General features: G+C 64.0%; 17 protein-coding genes and 2 tRNA genes. 6 read left to right on the top strand and 13 right to left on the bottom strand.

Going from position 1 to position 16,533, the window contains the following annotated elements; genetic code table 11:
- The first annotated feature begins 106 nt into the window (after nucleotides 1-106).
- Entirely contained in the window at nucleotides 107-1,420 is a 1,314-nt protein-coding gene (locus ACEN9F_RS29250; RefSeq protein WP_413425926.1) for a M16 family metallopeptidase, read from the top strand.
- A 4-nt stretch (nucleotides 1,421-1,424) separates the two neighbouring features.
- Complete coding sequence (locus ACEN9F_RS29245) at nucleotides 1,425-2,846, top strand: M16 family metallopeptidase (RefSeq protein WP_413425924.1); 1,422 nt, start codon at nucleotides 1,425-1,427, stop codon at nucleotides 2,844-2,846.
- Here ACEN9F_RS29245 and ACEN9F_RS29240 read toward each other — a convergent pair.
- From ACEN9F_RS29240 to ACEN9F_RS29220, 5 genes are all read right to left on the bottom strand, one after another.
- On the bottom strand, nucleotides 2,836-6,282 hold the full coding sequence (locus ACEN9F_RS29240; RefSeq protein WP_413425922.1) for a response regulator: 3,447 nt from the start codon (nucleotides 6,280-6,282) through the stop codon (nucleotides 2,836-2,838). The genes ACEN9F_RS29245 and ACEN9F_RS29240 overlap by 11 nt on opposite strands.
- Before the next feature lie 98 nt (nucleotides 6,283-6,380).
- Nucleotides 6,381-6,746: a hypothetical protein gene (locus ACEN9F_RS29235; protein WP_413427217.1), complete on the bottom strand. Its 366-nt coding sequence runs from the start codon at nucleotides 6,744-6,746 to the stop codon at nucleotides 6,381-6,383.
- Between the two features lie 105 nt (nucleotides 6,747-6,851).
- The gene (locus tag ACEN9F_RS29230; protein ID WP_413425920.1) at nucleotides 6,852-6,992 is read right to left on the bottom strand and encodes a hypothetical protein; all 141 of its coding nucleotides are present in this window, start codon (nucleotides 6,990-6,992) and stop codon (nucleotides 6,852-6,854) included.
- Nucleotides 6,993-7,200: 208 nt separating this feature from the next.
- Nucleotides 7,201-7,353: a hypothetical protein gene (locus ACEN9F_RS29225; protein ID WP_413425918.1), complete on the bottom strand. Its 153-nt coding sequence runs from the start codon at nucleotides 7,351-7,353 to the stop codon at nucleotides 7,201-7,203.
- 124 nt (nucleotides 7,354-7,477) lie between these two features.
- Nucleotides 7,478-8,206, bottom strand: coding sequence for an SIMPL domain-containing protein (locus tag ACEN9F_RS29220; RefSeq protein ID WP_413425916.1), 729 nt, complete (start codon nucleotides 8,204-8,206; stop codon nucleotides 7,478-7,480).
- A 116-nt stretch (nucleotides 8,207-8,322) separates the two neighbouring features.
- Between ACEN9F_RS29220 and ACEN9F_RS29215 the strand changes: the two genes are divergently transcribed.
- The gene (locus ACEN9F_RS29215) at nucleotides 8,323-8,472 is read left to right on the top strand and encodes a hypothetical protein (protein WP_413425914.1); all 150 of its coding nucleotides are present in this window, start codon (nucleotides 8,323-8,325) and stop codon (nucleotides 8,470-8,472) included.
- Nucleotides 8,473-8,505: 33 nt separating this feature from the next.
- Complete coding sequence (locus ACEN9F_RS29210; RefSeq protein ID WP_413425912.1) at nucleotides 8,506-9,045, top strand: UPF0149 family protein; 540 nt, start codon at nucleotides 8,506-8,508, stop codon at nucleotides 9,043-9,045.
- Between the two features lie 28 nt (nucleotides 9,046-9,073).
- Here ACEN9F_RS29210 and ACEN9F_RS29205 read toward each other — a convergent pair whose 3' ends face one another.
- From ACEN9F_RS29205 to ACEN9F_RS29180, 6 genes are all read right to left on the bottom strand, one after another.
- Nucleotides 9,074-9,577 carry a hypothetical protein gene (locus ACEN9F_RS29205; protein WP_413425910.1) on the bottom strand — a complete coding sequence of 168 codons (504 nt, stop codon included), beginning with the start codon at nucleotides 9,575-9,577 and terminating at the stop codon, nucleotides 9,074-9,076.
- Between the two features lie 239 nt (nucleotides 9,578-9,816).
- Nucleotides 9,817-9,906, bottom strand: a tRNA-Ser gene (locus ACEN9F_RS29200).
- A gap of 31 nt (nucleotides 9,907-9,937) precedes the next feature.
- A tRNA-Ser gene (locus ACEN9F_RS29195) sits at nucleotides 9,938-10,027 on the bottom strand.
- A 66-nt stretch (nucleotides 10,028-10,093) separates the two neighbouring features.
- Nucleotides 10,094-11,383 (bottom strand): serine--tRNA ligase, encoded by a 1,290-nt coding sequence (gene serS, locus ACEN9F_RS29190; protein ID WP_413425907.1) that lies wholly within the window; start codon nucleotides 11,381-11,383, stop codon nucleotides 10,094-10,096.
- Nucleotides 11,384-11,473: 90 nt separating this feature from the next.
- Entirely contained in the window at nucleotides 11,474-11,680 is a 207-nt protein-coding gene (locus tag ACEN9F_RS29185) for a hypothetical protein (RefSeq protein WP_413425905.1), read from the bottom strand.
- Nucleotides 11,681-11,809: 129 nt separating this feature from the next.
- Nucleotides 11,810-13,255 (bottom strand): PLP-dependent aminotransferase family protein, encoded by a 1,446-nt coding sequence (locus tag ACEN9F_RS29180; protein ID WP_413425903.1) that lies wholly within the window; start codon nucleotides 13,253-13,255, stop codon nucleotides 11,810-11,812.
- A gap of 183 nt (nucleotides 13,256-13,438) precedes the next feature.
- Between ACEN9F_RS29180 and ACEN9F_RS29175 the strand changes: the two genes are divergently transcribed.
- The gene (locus tag ACEN9F_RS29175) at nucleotides 13,439-13,789 is read left to right on the top strand and encodes a DUF2917 domain-containing protein (RefSeq protein WP_413425901.1); all 351 of its coding nucleotides are present in this window, start codon (nucleotides 13,439-13,441) and stop codon (nucleotides 13,787-13,789) included.
- A gap of 68 nt (nucleotides 13,790-13,857) precedes the next feature.
- Entirely contained in the window at nucleotides 13,858-14,271 is a 414-nt protein-coding gene (locus tag ACEN9F_RS29170; RefSeq protein WP_413425899.1) for a hypothetical protein, read from the top strand.
- A 4-nt stretch (nucleotides 14,272-14,275) separates the two neighbouring features.
- Here the strand turns inward: ACEN9F_RS29170 and ACEN9F_RS29165 are convergent, their stop codons facing one another.
- The gene (locus tag ACEN9F_RS29165; RefSeq protein ID WP_413425897.1) at nucleotides 14,276-15,109 is read right to left on the bottom strand and encodes an alpha/beta fold hydrolase; all 834 of its coding nucleotides are present in this window, start codon (nucleotides 15,107-15,109) and stop codon (nucleotides 14,276-14,278) included.
- Between the two features lie 90 nt (nucleotides 15,110-15,199).
- Nucleotides 15,200-16,501 carry a replication-associated recombination protein A gene (locus tag ACEN9F_RS29160; protein WP_413425895.1) on the bottom strand — a complete coding sequence of 434 codons (1,302 nt, stop codon included), beginning with the start codon at nucleotides 16,499-16,501 and terminating at the stop codon, nucleotides 15,200-15,202.
- Nucleotides 16,502-16,533: the final 32 nt, after the last annotated feature.

Genomic DNA, 16,533 nt, shown 5'->3' with positions numbered 1-16,533 from the left:
CCTAGTTGTTTAACACCATGCTATCCGCTCAGCACGTCATTCGCAAATAGTTGTCAAAAAAGTCGTGGTTTATCGTATGCTTTGCGCTTATTCTTAAGGAGCGCTCATGAAATGGAAAGCCCTGGCCGCCGGCATCATGCTGGGCATGGCCGCCACCGCGCAAGCCCTCACCGCCGACCAAGTCCAGACCTTCACCCTGCCCAACGGCATGAAGTTCATCGTGCTGGAATCGGGCGCCATCCCCAACGCCAATATGTACACGTTCTGGAAAGTCGGTTCGCGCAACGAGGCGCCCGGCATCACCGGACTGTCGCACTTCTTCGAGCACATGATGTTCAACGGCTCGAAGAAATACGGCCCGAAGATGTTCGACCGCACCATGGAAGCCAAGGGCGGCTCCAACAACGCCTACACCAGCACCGACCTGACCGTGTACCAGGACTGGTTCCCGGCCTCGTCGCTGGAAACCATTTTCAGCCTGGAGAGCGACCGTATCGCCCACCTGACCATCGATCCAAAAATGGTCGCCAGCGAGCGCGGCGTGGTGCTGTCCGAACGCAGCACCGGCCTGGAAAACTCCAACATGCGCATGCTGCGCGAAGAGATCAACAGCGTCGCCTTCATGGCGCATCCGTATTCATGGTCGGTGATCGGCAACGAGTCCGATATCAAGGCATGGACCCAACAGGATCTCGAAACCTACTTCAAGACCTACTATGCGCCGAACAATGCGGTGTCGGTGATCGTCGGCGACGTCAAGACCGATGAGGTGAAGAAGCTGGCGACCAGGTACTTCGGCGCGATTCCCAAGCGCCCGCCGCCGCCGGCCGTGCGCACCATCGAGCCCGAACAAAAAGGCGAGCGCCGCGTATTCGTCGCCAAGGAATCGGCCACGTCGGCCAACCTGACCGTCGCCTACAAGATCCCGGCCGCCAACAATCCGGACTACTACGCGCTGGAAGTGCTGCAAAGCCTGCTGGCGGACGGCAAGACCTCGCGCCTGTACAAGGCGCTGGTGGAGCAGCAACTGGCCACGCAGGTCAGCGCCAACAGCCTGGACGGATTCGATCCGGGCCTGCTGTATGTATCGGCGGTGGCGGCCACCAAGGTCGAACCGGCCGCGTTGGAGAAAGCGCTGCTGGCCGTGCTCGATGACGTGGTCAAGAACGGCGTCACGGCCGAGGAGCTGCAGAAGGTCAAGAACCAGAAACTGGTCAACCTGTACCGCGAGCAGGAGACCATCAACGGCAAGGCCCAGCAGTTGGGCAACTACGAAGTCTTCTTCGGCGACTACAAGAAGATGTTCGACGCCCCGGCGCAATTCGAGAAGCTGACCCCGGCCGACATCCAGGCCGTGGCCGCCAAATACCTGAAGAAATCGCAGCGCACCGTCGGCGTGCTGGCCGCGAAGGAGGATTGATACCATGAAAAAAACCATCATCACCGCAGTTGCCGGAACTGCCCCCAGACGTCTCATCGCCGCCGCTGTGCTGGCCGCTTGCGCCGCACCCGCCTTCGCCGCCGAATTCCGCCTGCCTGCCTTTGAAACCGTGACGCTGCCCAACGGCCTGACCGTTTACCTGATGGAGCGCCATGAAGTGCCGCTGATCTCGGTGCGCGCCGTGGTCAAGGCCGGCGCCGTCAACGACGCCGCCCAGCCCGGCCTGTCCAACCTGACCGGCGACGCGCTGCTGCTGGGCAGCAAGGCGCACAACAAGACCGCCATCGACCAGGCCTTCGACTACCGGGGCGCGCGCCTGGCCGGCGGCGCCGGCACCGAGGCCAGCGTGGTGCAGGCCAACTTCGCCCGCGCCGATAGCGCCGCCCTGCTGCCGCTGTTTGCCGAGATCGTCCAGCAGCCCAGCTTTGACGAAGCCGAGCTGACCAAGCTGCGCGACCGCAAGGTCAACGGCCTCAAACAAGCCAAGGAAGCGCCGCGCAACGTCGTCAACAACTACTACCGCGCCATGCTGTTCGGCGACAGCCCGTATGCGATCCCGGCCAGCGGCACGGTCAGCAGCGTCTCCGCGCTCAAGCAGGCCGACGTGCAGCGCTACTACCAGCACTACTACCGCCCGGACAACGCCGCCGTCATCGTGGTCGGCGACTTCCAGGCGGCCGAGATGCGCAAGCAGATCGAGTCGCTGTTCGGCGCGTGGAAGGCCGGCGGCCCGTCCCTGCCGCAGCAGGACAACGGCAAGGTCAAGGCCGACAAGGCGCGCGTGTGGCTGGTCAACAAACCGGACGCGATCGAGACCACCTTCCTGATCGGCGGCGCCGGCATCGCCCGCAACGACCCGGACTACGTGCCGCTGCAAGTGCTCAACACCATCGTCGGCGGCCGCTTCACCTCGTGGCTGAACGACGAACTGCGCGTCAACTCCGGCCTGACCTACGGCGCGCGCAGCGAGTTCGCCACCTTGTCGCAGACCGGCACCTTCGCCATCTCCAGCTTCACCGCGCTGCCCAAGACCGAAGCGGCGCTGGCCCTGGCGCACAAGACCTACCAGCGTTTATGGGACAAGGGCATCGACAAGGCGACGCTGGAATCGGCCAAGGCCTACGTCAAGGGCCAGTTCCCGCCGCGCTACGAAACCGGCGAGCAGCTGGCCGGACTGCTGGGCGATATGTATGCATCGAAGGTGGGCCGCGAGCAGATCGACAATTTCATGAAGGACGTCGACAGCCTGACGCCGGAACGCGCCAAGGCGCTGGTGGACAAGCACTTCCCGCGCGACAAGCTGCAGACGGTGTTGGTCGGCAAGGCCGAAGCCATACGCGGCATCGCCAAGACTTACGGCGAGGTGACCGAGCTGGAAATTACCGCCGACGGTTTCAAGCCTTAACAGGATCGAGCTGGCGGACGAGTTGTTCGATATCGTCCGCCACGCCTGGACAAGCTGCCAGCACCAGCTCCAGCTGGTTCCAGGCGGCGCTGGAGGCATCGTCCTTCAGCGCCCGTTCCGCCAGCTGCGACAAGCCCGCCAGCCGGTCGGCACCCACGGTGCCGGCCAATCCCTTGAGCGTGTGCAGCGCCGGCAGCGCGGCTTGCTTGTCCTCGTCGACGCGGGCGGCTCGCAACTGGGCGGCCAGCTTGCCCGCTTCCACCACAAAACTGCGCAGCGCCATCAGATAGACCGAATGCAGGCCGCCCAGCCGCTTCAGCGCGGCTGCGCTGTTCAGGCCCGCCTCCGGCAGCGGCACGGCGCCCGCATCGTCGGCGGCAGCGGATGCTGTATTGGCCTGCGCCGCACCGCTGTCGATTGCATCCGGCAGCGGCCGGCCATCGCGCCGCGCATGCTTCAGGATCACCTCGATCAGCTGCGTCAGGTCGAAGGGTTTGCCGATGTGATCGGCCATGCCCGCCTCCAGCGCGGCGACGCGGTCGGCCGCCATCGCGTTGGCCGTCATCGCCACGATGGGCGGCGCCGCCGCGCCCAATTGTTTCTGGATCGCGTGGGTCGCCTCGTAGCCGTCCATTTCCGGCATCTGGATATCCATCAGGATCAGGTCCGGCAGCGGCCCCGGGCGCGAGATCGCGGCGATCGCCATCGGTCCGGAGTTGGCCACCTCGACCTGCGCGCCATCATTGCCCAGCAGTTCGCCGGCCACTTGCTGGTTGGCGGGATTGTCGTCCACCAGCAGCAACCGCAGGCCGGCCAGCCGCCGCATCGACGGCATGGCGATCGCCGCCAGCGGCGCGCGGTTTTCCATGCGCGCATCGGCCACCGCGTCAAACAGCATCGACGCCGTGACCGGCTTGACCACGAAGCCATCCAGCACCGGCGCCATCTCCAGGTGCCGCTGCGCCAGCAGTTCGCGGTCGTGCGCGGTGACCATGACGATCAGCGGCGTCTGCCCTTCCGGCGCCATCTCGCGGATGCGGCAGCTGGTTTCCCAGCCGTCCAGTTCCGGCATGCGCCAGTCGATCAGCACCACGTCGTAGGCCAGCTGCCGCTGCATCTGCGCCGCCACCGCGGCCAGCGCCTGGTGGCCGCCCTCGGCCACATCGACCCGCCAGCCGAACGAGGCCGCCATTTCGCTGAGCACCGTGCGGGCGATGTCGTTATCGTCCACCACCAGGCATTTCAAACCGCGCATCAGCGCATGGTCCGGCGCCAGCACCTGGTCCGCCAGCTGCGCCGGCTGCTGCCCGGCCACGCCGAAGTCGACGATGAAGTCGAACACGCTGCCCTGCCCCAGCTGGCTGCTGACCTGCAGCGTGCCGCCCATCAGGCGCACCAGCCGCTGGCTGATCGCCAGGCCCAGGCCGGTGCCGCCGTAGCGGCGCGCGGTCGAAGCCTCGGCCTGCGAGAAGCCGTCGAAGATGCGCATGCGCTGTTCCTCGGAAATGCCGATGCCGCTGTCGCGGATCGCGAACGCCACCGACAGCGTGCTGTCCGTCTGCGCCAGCACGTCGGCCGACAGCACCACTTCGCCACGCTCGGTAAATTTGATGGCGTTGCCCGCCAGGTTCAGCAGGATCTGCTGCAGGCGCAAGGCATCGCCCACCACCAGCGCCGGCAGCGCCGGATCGATGCGGAACAGCACTTCGATATTCTTGTCGCCGACATTGGCCGACAAGATCACGGCCAGGTCGCGCCACAGCTTGTCGAGCCGGAACGGATGCGGATCGAGCGCCAGCTTGCCGGCCTCCACCTTGGAAAAATCAAGGACGTCGTTGAGCAGGCCGAGCAAGGCGCTGGCGGCCGAATGCGCCTTGGCCGCGTAATCCTGCTGGCGCTCGCTCATCTCGGTTTGCTGCAGCAATTGCAGCATGCCCAGCACGGCGTTCATCGGCGAACGGATTTCATGGCTCATGTTGGCCACAAAATCCGACTTGGCGCGGCCGGCCTGGTCCGCCGCCTCCTTGGCCTGGATCAGCGCCTCGTGGGTGGCGCGCAATTCGGTGCTGTCGGTGCTGCTGCCGACCCAGCCGAGGATGGCCCCGCCGTCGTCCCTTTGCGGCAGCGCGTGGTTGTCGAAGATCCGCCACACGCCGTCGTGCCGGCGCAGCCTGCAATCGCAGCGGAACTGGTCGCCGTCGGCCCGCGCGCGCTGCCAGGCGGCGGTCAGCGGCGCCATGTCGTCCGGATGGATCACGCGCGACCAGTCGCCCTGCTGCATCAGCTGCTCGGCCGGCAGGCCGCTGAATTCTTCCCAGTGGTGGCTCATGAAGTCGATGCGCAGCTCCGGCGTGGCGGTCCACACCATCTGCGGCAAACCCTCGGTCAGCGAACGCCAGCGCGATTCCGACGCCGTCAGCCGCGCCAGCGAGCCTTGCAGCGCGCGGTCGGCGTCGACCAGCTGCTGCATGGCTTGATACTGCTTGCGCAGGCCGTAGCGCACGCCCTGCAGCAGTCCCAGCGCCAGCAGCACGAAGACGGCGAGGAAGATCGAGGCGTTGCGCACCTCCTTGTACCAGGGCGCGAGGAAATCGTCGCTGGCCAGGCCGACCACCACATACACCGGATAGCCGCCGATCTTTTCCACGCTCAGCGTGCGCTCGCGTTCGTCGCGCGGGCTGACGACGGTGTAGGTCGCGCTCTTGCGCTTGCCGTCCAATATCTCCTGGGTGGCGGCGTTGACCTTGATGGTGCTGCCGATCGGCATGCCCTCGACTTCGGGATAGCGGTGCAGCACGCGTTTCTTGTCGTCCACCAGGACGATGGAGCCATGGGCGCCGATGTTCAGCGCCGCGAACGATTCGGTGATGCGGGCGCTGTTCATCAGCACGTAGGCGCTGCCGCCGAACTGGCCGTTGGGCAGCGTCAGCGGATAGACCAGCGGCAGCACCCATTCGCCGGTGATGCGCGACTTGACCGGCACGCCGAAGATCAGCTCATGCTCGGCCTGCACGCGGGCGAAGAATTCGCGGATGGTCAAGTCTTGCGGCTTGCCCAGGTCGATGTCTTCGCCGTAGATGACGCGGCCGGCCGCGTCGGAACCGCGCACCGCCTGCGCATGCGGAATGCGCTCCTTGAGGGTGCGCAGGTAGGCGCTGAACTGCGCATCGCTGAAGCGGCGCTCCTCGTGCATGAGGCGGAACTCGCGGTCGGCGCGGCGCATCGCCAGGTCGACTTCCTCGAAATGCGAATGCAGGAAGTTTTCCAGCGTGATCGACAGGTTGTGCGAGGTTTCGGCGGCGGCGGCGTAGTAGCGCAGCCGGCTCTGGTTGAGCACATGGACGACGAACAGCGCGAGAATCAGCAACACCACGGCCACGGCTGCCACCAGCACGCCAAACAGTTTTCTGAATTTCTGCAGTGTGGCGAATCTCATGGCGGAGGGACGGGCTTTCGGCGCGAAACTTGATGGCTCTACAATAAAACAAAAAAACGCCACAGTGGGCGTTTTTTGTTGTCGCTGTGTAAAAAGAGCTAGATGCCTTGATTGGCGATGTCGGCCAGCGACTCGCGGCCCTTGTCGCTGATCTCGAAGCCGCCTTCGGCGCGCGCGACGATATGGGATTTCTTGCCCAGGAACAGGGCGACGTCGGCATCGATGGCGCTGGCCGGGTCGGCTTCGATGGCGCGCAGGCCCAGGATGCAGCGGCGCAGGAACAGCGTCTGCTCGCCCTTGTCGGTCAGCGAGATGCGGCCGTTCTTGGCGATGTTGAACAGCTTGAGGCCGGCCAGGCGCTTGGTGTTGCGGCCGACGCAGGCGCTGATGCGCTCGCCCTTGATGCCGCGTTTGACTTCATCGAGGGCGTTGTACTCGTCCTGCGTTAATTTCTCGTTCTTCATTGCCATTTTTTCCATAAGAGACTGCTGCGGCCCTCATGGTACGCGCCCGGCGGGGCCAGGGCAAGACAATGCGCCCGATCCCGCCGTGGAATGGCAATAATGTTATTACTGGAACGCTCGGATAGCCAGCCAGATCAGACCGATGCTGGCGAAGGCGGCTACACAAATCACAGCTTGCACACGCTTCGCACTGAGGGCGACGCTGCGACGGCCAAGGTAGATTTTGTTGTGTAATGAATTGCCCATGATGCTCTCCGTGATGGAAAAACCGATGACATGACTAAATTATAGAAACTCTTTCATGACCCCAGTGTGACGAAGAACACAAACCATCAAATATGTATCCATCGAGCAACAACAATCACACTTTCTCACGGCGATTCAGAGCATGGCCAAGCATACCGTTCGCCATGGGCGGCGAACGGTGCGTTGGCACACATAAGGAGACAATCAATCACAGAGTTTTGATAGGCGGCTTGGGTGGCGTCGGCTCCTCGATCGGCGCCTGCTCCGGCAGCGGCGTGTTGTCCGGCGGCGGATCCTTTTCCGGCTGCGGTGGCGGCGTTTCGGGATCGGGGGTGGTATGGGTGCGGATGGTGGCGAACATGGTAAAGCCCTCCTGGCTGTCCTGGTAATGGACAGATGGGGGTGACCAGGCATAATCAAGAGGGGCCTGCGACAGGCTGCGTGCGCCATCGAACGGTAGGCACCGTCCGCTGGCGCGGCGCCGCTTACTTGATGCGGAAAATCATATCCACCGTCTGCGACCATTTCAGCACGTCGATCGCCAGGAAATCCTTGTCGGCAGGCTGCGCATTGACGCCGGCGTGATTCTTGTAGAAATCGCCGGGCATCAGGCCGATGGCGCCGGTCAGGTTGCGCAACTGGCCGGACGAGATCGCCGTCACCGCCCCCAGCTTCTTGCCGAAACCGGCCGCCATCGCCTCGGCGCGCCGCTGCGCATCCTTGACGGCGGCGGCGGTCAGCAGCTTCTCCTCCTGGATGCGGTCGGCCTTGCCGAAGGTGGTGGACATGCGGTCGACATTCCGCATGGCCAGCAGCGCCTGCATGATCGGGCGCCATTTGCCCAGGTCGCGCACGACGATGTGGACCGCGCTGCGGATATCGTAGTCGGGCGCGGCGTTGGGCTCGGGATTGGCGGACTTGCGCATTTCCTTGCGCATGTCGTACACCTTGGCGCTGGCGCCGCCCTCGCCTTCCGGCGCGCCGGTCTGCTCCGCCAGCAAGGCGTGGATCTCGGCCGCGCGGGCCTGGACCACGGCCACGGCGGCGGCCGGATCGGCGTCGTAGGCGCTGATGTCGAAGTTGATCTCGCCCATGTCGGGCAGCACCATCACATAGCCCTCGCCGCCGGCGTGGACGAACGGATAGTCGGGCAGGTTGGAGGCATTTACGGCAAGCGGCGACAGCGCCAAGGCAAGGGCTAGCGTCTTGAACATGATGTTCTTCGGAGTTTAAGGAAGCTGCAGTATCGGCCAACTAGACCATTTTGTCTACTTGCAAAAACGGAAATCATGCCCATTTGCGCTTTCAACAACAATCATCGGAGAAACACATGCTCGCTCCCAAAGCGCCCCGTTCGGTCTACGACCATCGTCCGGTCGCCGTGCAAGTGGTCAAGCAGGAAAAAACCGGCGCGGTCGACAAGCACCTGTTGATCGTCGAGACCGCCAAACCCAAACCGGCGGCGCCCAAGGCCAAGTAGAATGTCGGCTTTGCCAGCAACCGGACTGCAGCCATGAGCGCCACGCCCCTGAACGACGACGAATACGACACGCTTGACGACCTGCTCGCAAACATGGGCCGGCAAGCCATGGATGTCGCCAGGCTGGAAGGCTACCTGACGGCACTCGTCGCCGGCCCGGCGGCACCGGCGCAGGACGACTGGCTGCCGAAGGTCTGGGGCGGCGCCGACGGCAATGCGGAAGCGGCCGCCCTGGTGCTGCGCCACCATGAGTACATGCGTACCTGGATGGCCAAGGACCCGGCCAGCTTCGAGCCGATCTATGAATGCGGCGGCACCTGGACCGTGGACGCCTGGTGCGACGGCTTCCTGGAAGGCATGCAGCTGGATGCCGCAGCGTGGGCGCCGCTGCGCGCCAGCCAGCCGGCCCTGCTGGCGCCGTTCCAGCGTCCGCTGAACGCGGCCAAGGTGGCGCCTGCCGTGGTGCAGATCAACGCCTTCTTCCACGCGCCGCAAGTCAAGACGGCCAAGCCAGGCCGCAACGATCCCTGCCCTTGCGGCAGCGGCAAAAAACTCAAGAAATGCTGCGGCTAAAGGCGATGCCGGTATCTGACCCCACTGTTTATTTGCCGTTGATGACCTGCTTCAGCAGCAGGAAGGTTTCATGGTTGATGGCCTGCTCGTTGGCCTTGAATTCCTTCTCGGCCTTGAGGTAGGCGGGCTTTTTCAGCGCGGCCTTTTCGGCGGCGGTAGGCGTTGCCACGGACGGGCCCAGCGATGCGCCGCTGTTGTAGGTCTGGTGCAGGACTTTCTGGCCATAGCTGGACTGGTAGAAGCTGGTCATCTCCGTCGCCGTCTCGGTGCTCAGCAAGCGGGCCACCGGCAGCGCCAGGCGGCTGTAGACCGTTTCCGGCTGCAACTTGATGACCTTGTCCATGACTTCCTTGCGCTGCGCCGGCGAGGCGTACTGGCTCATGCCGGCCGTCATGCGCATCATCTTCTCGGCCTGCATCGCGGCCAGCAAGTCATGAGCGGCCTTCACCTGCGCAGCGTCGGGGTTGGCGGTAGCGGCGTGGACGGCGCCGGTCAGCAGGCTGGCGAGAAGAACAGCGACAAACGATTTCATATTTGCTCCTTTAATAATGTCCGGGATTCTAGCCTGAAAAACAAAAAACCCGCAGTCTCTTCCGAGAACTGCGGGCTTCCTGACTATTCGTGGCGGAGAGGGTGGGATTCGCCTACATCCTGCAGGCCGCCCTCGCGCGAGTACGCGCGAGTCTTCGAATCCCACGCGCGAGCTGCGCTCGCTCCTCTCCTGTCCGGAAAATAAAAAAGCTCCCTTGCGGGAGCTTTTTCATTGCATATTGGCGGAGAGGGTGGGATTCGAACCCACGGTAGGGTCGCCCCTACGCTTGATTTCGAGTCAAGTACATTCGACCACTCTGCCACCTCTCCTGGTGGTACATTTTCTTTCAGCAGCGTTATGTGGCGGAGAGGGTGGGATTCGAACCCACGGTAGGGTCGCCCCTACGCTTGATTTCGAGTCAAGTACATTCGACCACTCTGCCACCTCTCCGTTTTCCCACCGGCTGCTGCGAGAAGGCAAGATTATAGCAGGCCGTTGAGAAAAGGGAAGGAGTATTTACGCCTTCAGATACGTTAATCCACCCATGTACGGACGCAGCACCGCCGGGATCTCCACCGAGCCGTCCGCCTGCTGGTAGTTTTCCAGCACGGCGACCAGGGTGCGCCCCACCGCCAGGCCCGAGCCGTTCAGCGTGTGCAGCAGTTCCGGCTTGCCCTGGGCGTTGCGGAAGCGCGCCTGCATGCGGCGCGCCTGGAAGGCTTCGCAGTTCGACAGCGACGAGATTTCACGGTAGGTGTTCTGCGCCGGCAGCCACACCTCCAGGTCGAAGGTCTTGGTGGCGCCGAAACCCATGTCGCCGGTGCACAGCGACATCACGCGGTACGGCAGCCCCAGGCGCTGCAAGATGGTTTCCGCATGGCCGACCATGTCGTCCAGCACCGCGTACGAGGTGTCCGGATGCACCACCTGCACCATCTCGACCTTGTCGAACTGGTGCTGGCGGATCATGCCGCGGGTGTCGCGGCCATAGCTGCCCGCTTCCGAGCGGAAGCATGGCGTGTGCGCGGTCATCTTCAGCGGCAGCGTGTCGGCCGCGACGATCTCGTCGCGCACCAGGTTGGTCAGCGTGACTTCCGAGGTCGGAATCAGGTAGAAGTGCTCGCCCTCGCCTTCGGCGCCGCCTTTTTTCACCGAGAACAGGTCGGCTTCGAATTTCGGCAGCTGGCCGGTGCCGCGCAGCGAATCGGCGTTGACCATGTACGGCGTGTAGCACTCGGTATAGCCGTGCTCGTCGGTATGGGTATTCAGCATGAACTGCGCCAGCGCGCGGTGCAGGCGGGCGATGCCGCCCTTCATGACCGAGAAGCGCGAGCCGGTCAGCTTGGTGGCGACGTCGAAGTCCAGGCCCAGCGCGGCGCCGACGTCGACATGGTCTTTCACTTCGAATTCAAAGGTGCGCGGCGTGCCGACTTTGCGCACTTCCACGTTGCCGGCTTCGTCGCCGCCGACCGGCACCGATTCGTGCGGCAGGTTCGGGATCGCCTGCATGAAATCGGCCAGCTTGGCCTGCACGGCGGCCAGCGCCGTTTCGTTGGACTTGAGCTCGTCGCCCAGACCGGCCACTTCCGCCATCAGGGCGGTGGTGTCTTCGCCCTTGCCCTTCATCATGCCGATCAGCTTGGACTGCGAGTTGCGCTTGCCCTGCAGCTCTTCGGTGCGCGTCTGTATCGCTTTACGTTCCGCTTCGAGGGCGTTGAACGCTTCCACGTCGAGCTGGAACTTGCGGGTCGCCAGGCGCGCGGCGACGTTGGCTATATCTTTACGGAGAAGTTGGATATCAATCATGGGAACAAGTGCCGTTGTATCGAAAACGTCAATTGTACCAAGAGGATGCCACTTCCCTGCGAGTTTTGAACAGCCCGCCGGCTGCCGGCATTACAGCGCTGCTTTTTCAGCGGCGGTCAGGCGCTTGGCGGTCACGGTGACCACCGGCATTTTGACGTCGGCCTGGGCCACGACGGCGGCCTTGGCGGCTGGCGCGACCGGAGCGGCCGGCGAGTCGGCGGCGGTGGCGAAGCTGGTGGCGGCGGCGATGACGCTGGCGGCAACGAAGATGATTTCCATGTTTTTAGCGATGTTCATGATGTGCTCCTCGGGGTGGGTTGGGTACAACTGCTGTTTGCATGGTTGTACTGTACCTAAAGGGCCTATGGGTCGCCATCGGGATCCGACGAAGCGTCGGAAACGGCGCCTGGAATGCAAAATCAAGGATCAGGCGGCGCTGCGCAGCACGCCGGGCTGGTCGGCCTGGCGGTGCACCAGCTCGCCCAGCCGGGCGACGGCCGCCTCCACCCGCGGACTCCAGGCGTTGCCGCAATTGAGGCGCAGGTAGTTGCTGTACTTGCCCGAGGCGGAGAACAGCTGGCCCGGCATGAAGGCGATGCCCTCGGCAATCGCCGACTGGTGCAGCGCCAGCGCGTCGACCTGCGCCGGCATGCCGACCCACACCACGAAGCCGCCCTGCGGCTCGGACACCGTGCATTGCTGCGGGAAGGCGGCGCAGATCGCGTCCGACATGCGGGCGATGCGCTGCGACAGCGCGCGGCGCATCTTGCGCACCTGGTTTTCATAGGCGCTGCCGGCCAGGAAGTCGGCCAGCACGGCCTGGAAGAAATGGCTGGTGGCGCCGCTGGAGACCATCTTCAGCACCGCGATGTCCTGCGCATAGCGCCCCGCCACCACGTAGCCGACCCGCGCGCCGGGGCTGACCGCCTTCGAGAACGACGAGCACAGCATCACGTTGCCGGTGATGTCGTAGGCCTTGACCGGCCAAGGCCGCTCCGGCGCGAAGCACAGGTCGCCGTAGACGTCGTCCTCGATCAGCGGGATGTCGTGCTGCGACAGCAGCGTCGCCAGGCGCTGCTTGTTCGCCTCCGGCATCACGCAACCCAGGGGATTGTTGGCGTTGGGGATCAGCATCACGGCCTGCACCAGCCCGGCGTTGAGCGCCACTTCCAGTGCGTCGATCGACGGCCCGGTCTTCGGATGGGTGGGGATCTCCAGCGCCTTCATGCCCAGCGACTCGATCAGCTGCAGCAGCACGAAATACGTCGCCGACTCGATGGCGATGGTGTCGCCCGGCCGCGCCACCGCGCGCAGGCACAGGCTGATCGCCTCGGTGCAGGAGCCGGTGACGACGATTTCGGCGGGGTCCACATGGCCCCAGTCCAGCGCGCGGCGGGTGATCTGGCGCGTGAACTCCGGGTAATTGGTCTCATAGCAGCTGACCGCGCTCAGCAAGGTGGAATCGCGCTTGGCGACCGCCGCCACGGTCTTTTGCATGCGCTTCATCGGCAGCAGCTCGTCCAGCGGCCAGGCCGAACCCATCTGCATGATGTTCGGGTCCTCATTGGCCTTGAGCACGCGCATCAGCAGGTTGTTGATGCCGACGTAGGCCGGCTCCTTCAAATGCTCGGCATCGGTCATCACCGCCGTCATGCGCGGACGATGGCGCACGTAATAGCCGGCCTGCGGCCGGGCTTCGACCAGGCCGCGGTCCTCCATCAGCCGCAGCGCTTGCATGACGGTGCTGACCGACAGGCGCTTTTGCTGCGCCAGGTGGCGGATCGACGGCAGGCGGTCGCCCGGCGCGAACACGCGGCTGGCGATCAGCCCGCCCAGTTCGCCGGCCAGTTGCTCGTACAGGGTGGTTTGCATGGACATCCTGATATTGTGGCCCAGTCCCGCCCTGCCGCGACAGGTACAGCGAGCGCAAATTTCGACCATGACAGTTTAGCCAAAACAGCGTTGTGATGGTAACAATATCGATTTGCTGCATCTGTTATGGTTTACCGCCGCTGCGTATTCTGGCTGCATGAATCCACAACGCAGGGGGCAGCCATGAAACCGGAATTGATCGCCGTCCAACAAGGACAAGCCGAATACCGCCTGACGGAAAACCATCCGCTGCGCATCGCCCACGCGGCGGGCCGCCGCATCGAATGCCTGGACGGCACGGCGTGGATCACGGCCTATGGCGAGAGCACCGATTTCATGCTGCGCCAGGGGCAAACCTTCGACGTGCCGAACGACGGCCTGATGCTGATCGACGCGGTCGGCAGCGGCGTGGTGCGGGTGCGCTTGCCCGCGGGAAGCGAGGACGGCGGCGCGCCGCCGCATCTGCTGGACCGCCTGATTGCGGCCGCCGCCACCCGCTTGCGGCCCACTGTAGGATTTCTCCTACGCAACTAATCGTGCGCCATGAAATCCTCGGACTATGTACGATGCGTCAACAGTACAGCCCATTCGAGGAGAATAATTTGAAAAAGCAATATCTGAAAATCGGCGCCATGGGCGCATTGATGGTCCTGGCCGCAGGCTGCTCGACGATGGGCGGTCCGCCGGCCAACGAGCCGCCGCCGGTGCTCAATCCGAACTTCGCCAGCGAGATGAACAAGTTCAACGCCCAGTTCCCGAACGACAAGGCCACCAAGTACGAGGAAATCTCGCTGAACTATAACAACGCGCAGAAGCTGGACGAGCGCGGCAATTGCCACGACCTGTCCAAGTATCCGGTGGTCATCGTGCTGACGCTGGACGCCCAGGGCAAAGTGACGCGCAGCACCACCGACGTCCAGGGCAAGAAAGCGGACTGCTTCCGCCAAGCCTACGCCTCGGCGCAGCTGCCGCCGCCGCCGTTCGCACCGTACCTGAAACCGATCCGCCTGCGTTGATAGATCAGGCCGCCGCGTTTTCCTCGGTGGCCTCGTCGTTGCCGGCCGGCTTCTCCAGCCAGCTCGTCACGATGTCGTTGAAGCGTTCCGGCTGGCGCAGCATCGGCCAGTGGTCGGTCTCCAGCGCCACCACCTTGCATCCCTCCTTGGCCGCCAGGTTTTCCGTCCACTGCGGTGAATGGAACATGAAGGGCTTGCGGATACCGTAGATATACAGCATCGGCACCTGGGGCACGAACGGCACCAGCGAGCTATAGGAACCGGCCGCCCCGGCGGTCAGGATGTAGTACGGGAAATTCATATGGGAGCCGATGAATTCCTTGGGCGACGGCGCGCGCAGCACGCCCGCCATGGTCCTGGTCATCACGTTGCCGACCGGACCGCCGATGGCCCAGGCCAGGCCCAGCGTGCTCTGGTAGCCGCCGACCATCAACTTCTGGCCGATCGAACGCGAGCGCTCGGTGGCCTTCGATTGCGCATCGCCGATATCGACGCCGATGATGCACGACACCAGCGCCTTGTTGCGCATGTAAAACTCATAGCCGAACACGCAGCCCCAATCGTGCAGCATCAGGATGACCTTCTGCTTCTGGCTGACGCTGTTCACGATGTGCAGCAGCACGCGCAGCATGGCGTCCAGCGAATAGGAGCGGCGCGGCTTGCCGATATCGAAGCCCGGCAGCGTGAAGCGCACGCAGCGGTAGCGCTGTTTCAGCTCGGCGACCTGCGCGTCCCAGACGCGGTAAGTGTCCGGCCAGCCGTGGATCATCACGATGGTCTCGGTGCCCTCGCCTTCAATATAAACGTCGATCCCGTCGACCACCAATGCCTGCTGCATGCCGCTCCTCTATCCCGCGAACTCATCAATGTTCCATCTTACAACATTTGTTTTGAGATGTGCCCCGCAAGGCCAAGCGGGGGTCGCGGGTTATTTGCCGGCGTCCTCGTCCAGCTTGCGCAGGAAGGCCAGCTTGTCGGCGATCTTGGTTTCCAGGCCGCGCGGGACCGGCTGGTACCAGCCCGGCTCGCGCATATCGTCGGGGAAGTAGGTTTCGCCAGCGGCGTAGGCGTGCGGTTCGTCGTGGGCGTAGCGGTATTCGTGACCGTAGCCCAGCTCCTTCATGAGCTTGGTCGGCGCGTTGCGCAGGTGGACCGGCACTTCGCGCGATTTATCCTTTTTCACAAACGCCATCGCCTGGTTGAAGGCGTTGTAGCCGGCGTTGCTCTTGGCGGCGATCGCCAGGTAGATGACGGCCTGCCCCAAGGCCAGCTCGCCTTCCGGCGAACCGAGCCGCTCGAAGGTGGTGGCGGCGTCGTTGGCGATCTGCATGGCGCGCGGGTCGGCCAGGCCGATGTCTTCCCACGCCATGCGCACGATGCGGCGCGACAGGTATTTGGCGTCGGCGCCGCCGTCCAGCATGCGGCAGAACCAGTACAGGGCGGCGTCCGGATTCGAGCCGCGCACCGATTTGTGCAGCGCCGAGATCTGGTCGTAGAAATTGTCGCCGCCCTTGTCGAAGCGGCGCGCGTTCAAGGTCAGCGCGTTCTGGATGAACTCGGGCGTGATCTTGTTGGTCTTGGCGGCGTTGGCCGCCATGCTGGTTTGCTCCAGCAGGTTCAGCAGGCGGCGGCCGTCGCCGTCGGCGTAACCGATCAGCGTGTCGACGGCGGCGTCGTCGAACTCCAGGTGCGTCAGCACCTTGGCGCGGGCCTTGTCGACCAGTTGCTTGAGCTCGGCCTCGTCGAACGACTTCAGCACATATACCTGCGAGCGCGACAGCAGCGCCGAATTGACTTCGAACGAAGGATTCTCGGTGGTCGCGCCGATCAGCGTGACCAGCCCCGATTCCGCGTACGGCAGCAAGGCGTCCTGTTGCGACTTGTTGAAGCGGTGGATCTCGTCGACGAACAGGATGGTGTGCTTGCCCAGGTCGAGGTTGTGCTGCGCCTGCTCCATCGCGGCGCGGATATCCTTGACGCCGGAGAACACCGCCGACAAGGCGATGAACTCGCACTCGTAGGCGTTGGCGGTCAGGCGCGCCAGGGTGGTCTTGCCCACGCCCGGCGGGCCCCACAGTATCATCGAATGCGGCTGGCCCGACTCAAACGCCAGGCGCAGCGGCTTGCCCGGCCCCAGCAGGTGATGCTGGCCGATGACGTCGTCGAGCGTCTTGGGCCGCAAGGCTTCGGCCAGCGGCTGGCGCGGTTCGGTGGAAAATAAATCAGCCATAGTCTCTAAATGGAAAAACGCCGCAGCGTCGC

This window comes from Duganella sp. CT11-25 (assembly GCF_047302815.1).
Classification (GTDB): Bacteria; Pseudomonadota; Gammaproteobacteria; order Burkholderiales; family Burkholderiaceae_D; genus Rugamonas.
Note: the sequence above shows the minus strand (reverse complement) of the source record. Positions and strands in the feature narration are given on the sequence as shown.